Raw genomic sequence first — 9412 nt, 5'->3', positions numbered from 1 at the left:
ACACTGTTTCGTTCGACGCATTCGTAAAGGCGAAGAAACCAGCAGTTGTAGAATTGCCTACGGCTTTAGCTTGTGCAGCTTCCAAAGAGGCATAACTGCCGCCTGTGAAAATCACTAACTCTTTGCCAGTAATATCAGGAGAAACCCCGCTAACACCGTCAAAGTTAGTCGTAGTCAAATTGCCGAAAGCGCTCGCGCTAAACTCGAATTTGTCTACCCCAACAGTAAAGTCGGAAATTTTATCGCCGCCTTCTTTAGTTGTCCTGTAAACAAACAGATCCGCACCACTGCCACCGCTTATGACATCCAAACCAAGGCCGCCGGTGATGGTATCGTTGCCGTCGCCGCCGAGGATGGTATCGTTAAAATTGCTGCCGACAATCTTGTCATCGCCTGCTAAACCATCGAACTTAACAGCAGCCGGATAAGTGCCGAAATCGAAATTGTCAGGGCCGGCAGTACCGACAGGAACATTTAGTGGCTCGCCGATGAAGACAAAGTTACTGATTTGTAGGCGAATGTTGACTGAGAAACTGGTCACAATTTCAAAGCGCGCCCCAACAGCAAATACCAGTACAGCACGGCCAGTCTCGGCATCTATAAACTGACAGAAAGTAGGCGCGTCGTTGCCACCCAAAGCTTTAAACCGCGCTTGCAAAGTCGCGATGCTGTTAACAGTGATATCCGCGGAGAAGTCGAGCAAATTAGCGCTGCCGATCGACCCAACAGCAGTAGTAGCAGTAATATCCAGTCGGGTCAAGCTAGAAACGCTGAGATTACCAAATGCTGCCGTAGAAAGCTGTAAAACATCGTCATCGACATTAAAGTCAGTAATAAAGTCAGCTTCTACAACTGTTTGAATCTCTTGGCGGGAAGTGAGGTAAATAAAGGTATCTTTCCCATTACCCCCACTCAGATTATTGGTTCCTAGACCGCCTTCGATCGAGTCATCGCCATCATTTCCGGTTAATGTGTCATTGCCACTACCGCCGATGATTTTGTCTATGCCGAGGCCACCGTCGATCGAGTCATCGTCATCGCCGCCATCGATATCATCATCATCATCGCCGCCTTTAACTTTGTCCTTGCCCAAGCCTCCTTTTAGTGTGTTTTTGCCTTTACCACCGTCGATATCGTCATCGTCATCGCCGCCGTCGATATCGTCATCATCATCGCCGGCTTTAACTTTGTCGTTGCCTTTGCCTGCTTTGATTTTGTTTTTGCCTTTACCGACTTCGATATCGTCATCGTCATCGCCGCTGTCGATATCGTTATCCCCATCGCCGGCTTTAATTTTGTCCTTGCCTTTGCCACCGATGATTTTGTCTTTGCCTTTGCCGGCTGTAATGTCATCGTCACCATCGCTGCCTTCGATGTCGTTATCGAGCGTCCCAGAACCGACAATAACTTGACCTTCTGTAGTGCCAGCAAACTTAAAGACATTTCGCTCGACGTTCAAGCTAAAACGCTGGCCGGTGAGAGATCTTTTGCCGTTGCTAACTTCAAAACCAAAACTAAGCGCACCGATAAAACCTACTGCCGCTTTGAAACTTAACGAGCCTGCGTTAATGTCTGCTTGAGTGAAGGTAAAACCGACTTGTGTTACGGCGACTCCCTTAAAGAATAGTTGGCCGGTTGTAGCATCGGGCAGCTCGGTTAGCTTGAAGACTGTGTTGCTAGGACCTTGCTCGTCATCGACAAACCGCAACAACTCAGAAGTAATAGTTTGCTCGCCGCCGCTGGAACCAGCAGTCAAGGGCTGATTAGCTTCCACTCGCGGAGGGTTAGAAATCGGGTTCGGAGTTGGAGTTGGAGTTGGAGTTTGAGTTTGAGTTTGAGGATTAACTCCCAAAAAGTCGCCAGCAGTGATGAGCGTTGCGTTGACATTCAACAATAGCGCCAGCGCGAAGTTATTGACCCGAATTTCGGTATTGCCACCGACTTGTATAAAGGTCAAGCTGCTAAAGTTCAAGTCGCCAAACAGCAGAAACTTGTCTATGCCATCTTCGTAGTCAGTGATGACTGCACTTGCCCCAGAGGTACTGTTACTCACGACATAAACGTCATTTCCAGCACCGCCGACACAGGTATGGTTGCCAGTACCGCCCATCAGCGTATCGTTGCCGTTGCCGCCCATCAGCGTATCGTTGCCGTTGCCGCCGCCGCTAACGCTGTCGTCGCCCTCGCCACCGTCTGCCATGTCATTGCCGTCGCCAGTCACGAGGGTATCGTCGCCGGCACCCCCCATAACGCTGTCGTCGCCAGCACCACCGCTAACGCTGTCGTCGCCGTCGTCGCCTGCACAGTTGTCGCTACCGTCGCCGCCGAGCACGGTATCGTCGCCGATGCCGCCGCTAACGCTGTCGTCGCCGTCGTCGCCTGCACAGTTGTCGCTGCCGGCACCGCCGAGCACGGTATCGTCGCCGATGCCGCCGCTAACGCTATCGTCGCCGTCGTCGCCTGCACAGTTGTCGCTGCCGGCACCGCCGAGCACGGTATCGTCGCCGATGCCACCGCTAACGCTGTCGTCGCCGTCGTCGCCTGCACAGTTGTCGCTGCCTACACCGCCGAGTACGGTATCGTTGTCTTTGCCGCCGTTAACGGTATCGTTGCCGTCGCCCCCGCTAACGTTGTCCTTGCCTGTGTCGCCCCTGACGGCATCGTTGCCTTCGCCGCCACCGCAATCGTCGTTGCCTTTGCCACCATAGACGGTATCGTTGCCGGCGCCGCCGTCAACCTTATCATCTCCTTCGTTGCCGTGGACCCAGTCATCGCCGTCATCGCCTTCGCAGGTGTCGTTGCCGGTACCGCCCATCACGGTATCGTTATCTTTACCGCCGTTAAGCTTGTCGTTGCCTTTGCCGCCCTTAACGTTGTCTTTATCCCGATCGCCTCTTATTTCATCGTCGTCATCGCCACCTTCGCAATCGTCGTCACCTTTACCACTGTAGATTTTATTTTTTTTGCCATTGTTTCCTTTGATTTTGTCCTTGCCTTTTTTGCCGTATATCTCCTCGTTAGCGCCCGTGGCGACAATTAGGTCATCGTCATCGGTACCGATGACGGTTCGGCGGCGATCGATGCCGCTGCCATCGTCTAAGTCATCTATGTCGCCCATACCTTCTTCTAGTACGCCGGTAGATTCCGCCATTTGGCTGTCATCAGCAGCACCTTCTTCCTGTACGCCGTTAGACAGATCTGGAAATTTGTCCTTAAGGCCGTCGGTGTCTTCGGTTATCGCTATCTGAATTAACTCGGCTAAATCCTGCTCGGAAATTGTAGAGCTATCGTCGCCTAAGTCCCCTACAGGATTTTGTGTTTCATTTTGAGCGGGAGAAAGTTTTTCCGGTGTTTCTTCTAACAATTGTTCGTCTGCCATCGTTGATATTTCCCAAAAAATGATAAGCTTCTTAGAATCAATTTATCACGAAACAGGAGGCAGCAGAAGATTTTTTTAAACTTCATGCTTTCGCCTGCTAGAGGAGCTGGTTTCCTCATCTTTACTATTATAGATGCCACTTAAACCGCAAGGTTTTTTTCGCTCTATTGCGAGTTTTATATTCTGCAATTACCTACCAAAATTAATTGATCCGCAACCTACACTGTAATTACTGCGCCGAAGCGCCGAGCATTTGAGTTGTTCTCCGTAATTTCTACAGTAAGCTGCGCCGAAGGGCCCCTTATTGTAGATTCTCTACGTAATTTCTACAGTGAATTAGCTGAATTTAAACTCGCAACTGACAACTCCTAAATAACTACCCAAAACCTGTATCCCCCAAATTTTTCCCTTGCATTTTTTCCGAGCTTGGCTGGGTGTATTGAAGTTTTGTAACACTCCCAGCTTTGACAAATCCTTCCCTGACTTAGGATTTGAATCTCTTGACTAAACGACTGCACGCTTCTAATTTTAGTTCCCGATGATTAATTAGAAATTTAGATAATTCGCCCGGGCAAATATTTGTTCTAATTTTTAGTTGCACAATTTTCTCTCGATTCTAGGAAACCTTCCAAACTGAGAATTTTTTTTTTCGGAGCAATACTAAGAGTTCTGCCAAAATATATCAATCTCAAGACAGATTGTAAAAAATGCCAAAAAGTAGTATAAGGGCAGAATTCGGTTTTGGTGACAGTTGCAAGCTCGATCGGCATTTTGAGCGGGAATGACCCACGGCGAGGCTGCGAAACCCTGTTGTTTTGTAGAGGGTTCGCTACCAAATCCAATAATTATAGGAGAAACCGGCCTGATGAGGCGTAATCCTCTAGATGCCAAAAATGATGGTTGCTTGAGAGTACCGGAATAATTTGATTGCCGTTGTATTGTTGAGAGTTCTTGGCTGCTTACGTTTATTTTTGCTGCTTAACTTTAACTAGATTAAGAGAGTTAAATAAAAACTTTTCTATATCATAAAAGCGGCAAATTAGCAATAAGTTATTAGCAATTATCGATGGTCAACTATCGATTACCGATCGCCACTGAGGTCTTAAGGATGAGGGCGGAGCGCTTACGGATGAGAACCCAGGGCTGACCAATTAATTAATTGACACAAAATCAAGATTACACATGGGGGTTCGTGGTAGAGGATAAGCGGTAAAGACCGATCGACCGATCGCCAAAAAAAATAAAATACTCAACTTTCCCTGCGATATTGCCCTGAAACCGGTTGGCGAGACCCGAAGTAATTTTAATAAGAACTAGAGATCCGCCTGGTAAAGTGCCTCCAATTTTACTTTACTCAGCAATGAGAAACTCAAGTTCACGACGAATCTAAAGGGGTCTGCGGTAGAGGTGCAAAATGTTAAAGATAGCAAGATTGGAGAAAATTCGGCTTTCACCGAGCCACAGGGCAATCAAAACTAATAAACTGTTATTAAAGTACAACTTTTATATCCTCAAAGTGTTTGAACAAATATATATCACCCCAGCGATCGCCCGATCGGGGGAAGCGCATTCAGAAACTTTGATTGGAAGAGTAAAAATTATTTTGCCGGTCGCTATTGCTAGCCACACAAACACAGGCAAATTCAGAATTAAGGCGGGAGGGCGCTAAATCGGTGAGCCAGGAATTTCAACTCTCAGTCACCCCTGTTGGGGACGACGAATATCTAGTGCGGACAGAAAGGGTTGCACCCGGTGTACCCTTAGCCGAACAACAAGTCCGCTGGCCGATCGACGAATGGCTTGCACTGTCTGCTCAACTGATGAACGACCCGCTGGTGGGCTTGCTCCAGGGAAAAGCAGTACAGGGAAGCAATTTTGCTGGTCGCGGCCTCTCCCGTTCGGGAAACAACTCAGCGCCGAATTTAGTAGCCCTGGGGCAACAATTATACAGCGGGCTGTTTCAAGGAAACTTGCGCGATAGCTGGACTTGCGCTCAAGGCATCGCCCAGCACCGCCGAGAAGTGCTGCAACTGCGACTCGGACTCAAAGGCCGGCGCTTGCCACGACTGCCGTGGGAAGTTCTGCACGCCGGCGATCGCCCTTTGGCAACCGGCACCGATGTCGTGTTTTCTCGCTACCAACCAGGTACAAGTTTGTTCAAACAAACCCGGATACTGCCTAGTAGCGGACCACTAAAAATTTTAATGGCGATCGCCTCTCCGAGCGATCGAGACAGCTTGCAGCTCAAGCGAGAAGTGCTACACCTGCAACAAGAACTCCAAAACCGCAGCGCTAATCCTCTCAAAAACAGCCCCCATTCCCCGGAAATTCAACTGACTATTCTCGAACAGCCCGATCGAGAACAACTTACCCAAGCCCTAGAACAAGGACACTACCAAGTCCTGCACTACGCAGGCCACAGCAACTTAGGTTCCAGAGGTGGCGAACTCTACCTAGTCAGCAGCCGCACCGGCTTAACCGAAACCCTCAGTGGCGACGACTTAGCTGGATTACTCGTTAACAACGGTATTCAGATGGCCGTGTTCAACTCCTGCCGCGGCGCCTACGGCGACCCTTCAGACCTCGCGGACGACAGCCCGGAACGGAACTTAACCGAAGCTCTAGTGAAGCGGGGCATTCCGGCAGTGCTAGCAATGGCAGAAAGCATCCCCGACGATGTAGCCCTAACTCTGACGCGGCTGTTTTACCGCAACCTCAATCAAGGCTATCCAGTCGATCTCAGCCTGAGCCGGGCCAGAGCTGGGTTAATTTCTGCCTACGGTTCTCACCAGCTATACTGGGCTTTACCGATTCTCTACCAGCACCCGGACTTTGACGGCTATTTGACCGGCGCCCCAGCCCACAGCGCGACATCCGGTTCTATGGTGCAAATAATCGCGTCGGGAACGCAACCGGCGCTCGTGGGTACAGAATGGAAGGCCCCGTCTTCGGTTTCGGCGATCGCCCAATATCCCCCAATCCCAGCCAATCGATCGCATGAGTCAGACAGTTCAAACAACGAAGTCTGGGAATATTTCCCTGACAAATTAAAAGAGCGCAGGGATTGGGTTCACCAGAACGATCGACCCGATGCTACTAATTCACCGAACTCACCGACGGCTTCGCCGTCCTCTATTCCTAATTCTGAGTGTTCGGCGATCCAAGCAACTCGCGCCGCTGCACCGACTCAGAAACCGTTAAAAAAACCGGGGTTGAAAAAATCTGTGGGCCTAATGCTTTGCTTGTTGCCCGTTGCTTTGAGTGCTGGCTTTTTTGGATGGCGCTACTCGCACCAGCGAGGCACGAAACCAGAAGAGTTACTGCCGACGGTACGAACTCCCCTGTCGCAAAATTACCTGCAACAACGCCACTAAAAGCGATCGCCCACTGCGATGCTGAATTTAGACCCTCTTGGCCTGGCTCCAAACTGGGTGGGGTTTTTGCTGGCAATTTGCGATCGGCCGTCGGTGGAAAAGCGATCGAAAGTATGTTGCTCGATCGAATCTCGGACTTACCTTCATCAAGTCGGTTTTTACCGAAAATAAGCAGCAGCGCAACCAAGCATCTAGGAAGAAACCGGGTTTCTCGTCGAGAGAGGAACTCCGGGACTGTTTGATATAGAATTCGTCAGTCGATTGTAGATTTTCGACTTCGGCTTGAGCCCGGAGTCGAAGGATTTGAGATTTTAGATTTACTCCACAGATGAATCTGCAAGCTTGAACAAGAGTCTAAAATTTAGATCTCTCCACGACAGGAGTCGTTGGCTTGTATGCGTTTTTGGGCGGGCTGATTCGGCAGCAGGAGCATTCGTCATTCGGCACAAGACAATAAAAGCCATAGTTGCAACAATTAAGAACGTCCTCACCGTCAGTGCGGTTGGTATATTTCACAATAATTAATTATGGAAGCGGCTGTGAGTTTGACGCGCCCCTCCAGTTGGTGGATAAATTTTGAGAGTCTGGCAGTTTACAGCCCACGAGTGGAAACCAATACATTCCCATCAAAAGTCCATGTCGGGAACCGCTGCTAATTTGTAGTGCATCAAACATTTAAGCAGTTGTGCATTTAACTCGGTTTTTTTCAATTCCCCTGTGGAAATAACCTCAAATTCTCTGGCTTGGGGCCGGAGGAGGAAGATTTTTCCGAGTTCCCCCTACATCTCTACCGATTCGTGGCGAAGTGTTAAGAGTCGCGAAGCAATCTCGCCCGATCAAAACTATTCCCCTCTTAGTGGCTGCCCGATGTTTCTGCCGCCGCGCCCATTGAGTCTGATTTTAGCTTAAACCCGTTCAACGAAGATGTGAAATTTCCTTCAAATTTTACCGGATTGCCTTCCCCAGACTGCGTTCTGTGGAAGTTATATGCCCAACACCTTAATAGAAGATTGCTCGTTGGTATTTGGGGTTTTGAGGGGATTTCCAGCCCAAAAAGTAGGGTTTATACCATTTTAGATTTTAGATTTTAGATTTTAGATTGAAGAATTGGGAATGACTTATTCCATAAGGGTTTGGAGCTTGCCTACAGTTGGATTCTTTTTGTAAACTGGTTTTGCAAGTAGCTGGCAGCGGCATCGAGAACAAGTGCTGCCTCCCCTTGTTGAGGTAAAAGTTAACCCCGGCAGGTAAATGCTTTCGCCAGATTTGCAGCGGACGCGATCTAGGTATTTCGATTCATGCCTGTCTTGTTTTTACCTTGACCACAGACTCGATCGGGGATTGGTGAATGCAGGGAACAGACTTTACTGTAAAAAAGTAAAGCATTTAATTTGCGACAATAATTCCCCGCGCGATCGCTCTGAGGCTTACGCAAGGATTTGCGCCGCAAGCAGCAAATTGATCGCCCTTCGAGCATCCTTACTTGCACCCCCGGTCTTGAGGCTGCAGAAATTTATCCAGAATCTTAAATATTGAGAATTCTTAGTATTGACAGTGAAACAAAGTTAATCTAATGTGTTGTAATTGATATAAGTAAAGTCCAATAAGCGAGGTACGGTCAATGGCAGAAACAGCTACAGCACCCTTAACAGGAAAAGGTCTGCTTCAAAAAATCAAAGGCAGTGATTTGCCACGAAGAGAACTTGCAAAGCTTTGCGGCTACTTCACTGTCAGCAAAAGTGGAGAAACCCGGATTAATCTGGCTGAGTTTTACGATGCAGTGTTAGCTGCTAAGGGCATTGAGCTAGAGAAGTCGAAAGCAGACGGACGCGGGCGAGAAGCGAGTTATCGAGCTAGCGTTCACAAGAATGGTTCGATCGTGATCGGGGCAAATTATACCCAAGAAATGGGATTAAAGCCGGGAGACGAGTTTGAAATTAAGCTCGGATACAAGCATATTCGCTTGATTCAGATCGATGTGGACAGACCGGATGTGGATGTGGATGATGAAGAGGAGGATACAGAAGAATAGAGGCGATCGTGATGCAGTCAGCCGATAGCAAGGCGACTGGATTTGGCATTCGCTACACGAGTATTTGCGCGCCACCCTTCGATTGAACTGATGAGCTGTCTTGACTATTTCTATTTTCTCTTGTCCCGCAAAGACTACAGTGCCTCTGAACTTCGCAAAAAGGGGCAAGAGAAAGGTTTTGGCAATGAGGAAATATTGGAGGCGATCGCGCAAATTCAAGACCGCGGCTATCAGTCCGACACTCGCTTGGTGGCAAACTCGATCGCCTCTGCAGCAGGCAAATACGGGAAGTCGGCCATCAAGCGCAAGTGCCTGCAAAAAGGAATTACCAACGATTTGTTCGAGCAAGTCTGGGAAGAAGAAATTGCCGAAAATCAGGACTCCGAAGCAGAAAAACTGGCCGAATTAAAAGCCAAAGTAATGCGGAAATACAAGATCGATACTTGGGGTAAAGCAGATCCGAAAACCAAGGGCAAAGTCTTGAATTACCTGCAATACAGGGGCTTTAATGCCTTTGAAATTTGGCGACAGTGGCAAACAGAAGAAGATGACGAGTAAATAGTAGGGCCACGCCAAGAGGTGCGGCCCAGATAGGCAAGCACAACTACACTGCTGCCGATGGGGCTA

6 protein-coding genes are annotated in these 9412 nt (G+C 48.8%); 5 read left to right on the top strand and 1 reads right to left on the bottom strand.

Features of this window, described 5'->3' with window-relative positions; translation table 11 throughout:
• The coding region (locus tag QUA27_RS19370; RefSeq protein WP_333069805.1) for a cadherin-like domain-containing protein at nt 1-3379 on the bottom strand (3379 nt) is incomplete at its 3' end.
• 1414 nt (nt 3380-4793) lie between these two features.
• Here QUA27_RS19370 and QUA27_RS19365 point away from each other — a divergent pair.
• From QUA27_RS19365 to QUA27_RS19345, 5 genes are all read left to right on the top strand, one after another.
• Nucleotides 4794-5048 carry a hypothetical protein gene (locus QUA27_RS19365; protein ID WP_333069804.1) on the top strand — a complete coding sequence of 85 codons (255 nt, stop codon included), beginning with the start codon at nt 4794-4796 and terminating at the stop codon, nt 5046-5048.
• 4 nt (nt 5049-5052) lie between these two features.
• On the top strand, nt 5053-6753 hold the full coding sequence (locus tag QUA27_RS19360; protein ID WP_333069803.1) for a CHAT domain-containing protein: 1701 nt from the start codon (nt 5053-5055) through the stop codon (nt 6751-6753).
• Nucleotides 6754-6790: 37 nt separating this feature from the next.
• Nucleotides 6791-7000, top strand: coding sequence for a hypothetical protein (locus QUA27_RS19355; protein WP_333069802.1), 210 nt, complete (start codon nt 6791-6793; stop codon nt 6998-7000).
• A 1374-nt stretch (nt 7001-8374) separates the two neighbouring features.
• On the top strand, nt 8375-8785 hold the full coding sequence (locus QUA27_RS19350; protein WP_172184952.1) for an AbrB/MazE/SpoVT family DNA-binding domain-containing protein: 411 nt from the start codon (nt 8375-8377) through the stop codon (nt 8783-8785).
• A 90-nt stretch (nt 8786-8875) separates the two neighbouring features.
• Nucleotides 8876-9343 (top strand): regulatory protein RecX, encoded by a 468-nt coding sequence (locus QUA27_RS19345; RefSeq protein WP_006634375.1) that lies wholly within the window; start codon nt 8876-8878, stop codon nt 9341-9343.
• The last annotated feature ends 69 nt before the right edge of the window (nt 9344-9412 follow it).

This window comes from Microcoleus harperi Pol14_C6, from assembly GCF_036701295.1.
Taxonomy (GTDB): Bacteria; Cyanobacteriota; Cyanobacteriia; order Cyanobacteriales; family Microcoleaceae; genus Microcoleus.
This window is presented reverse-complemented; position numbering and strand designations above follow the sequence as displayed.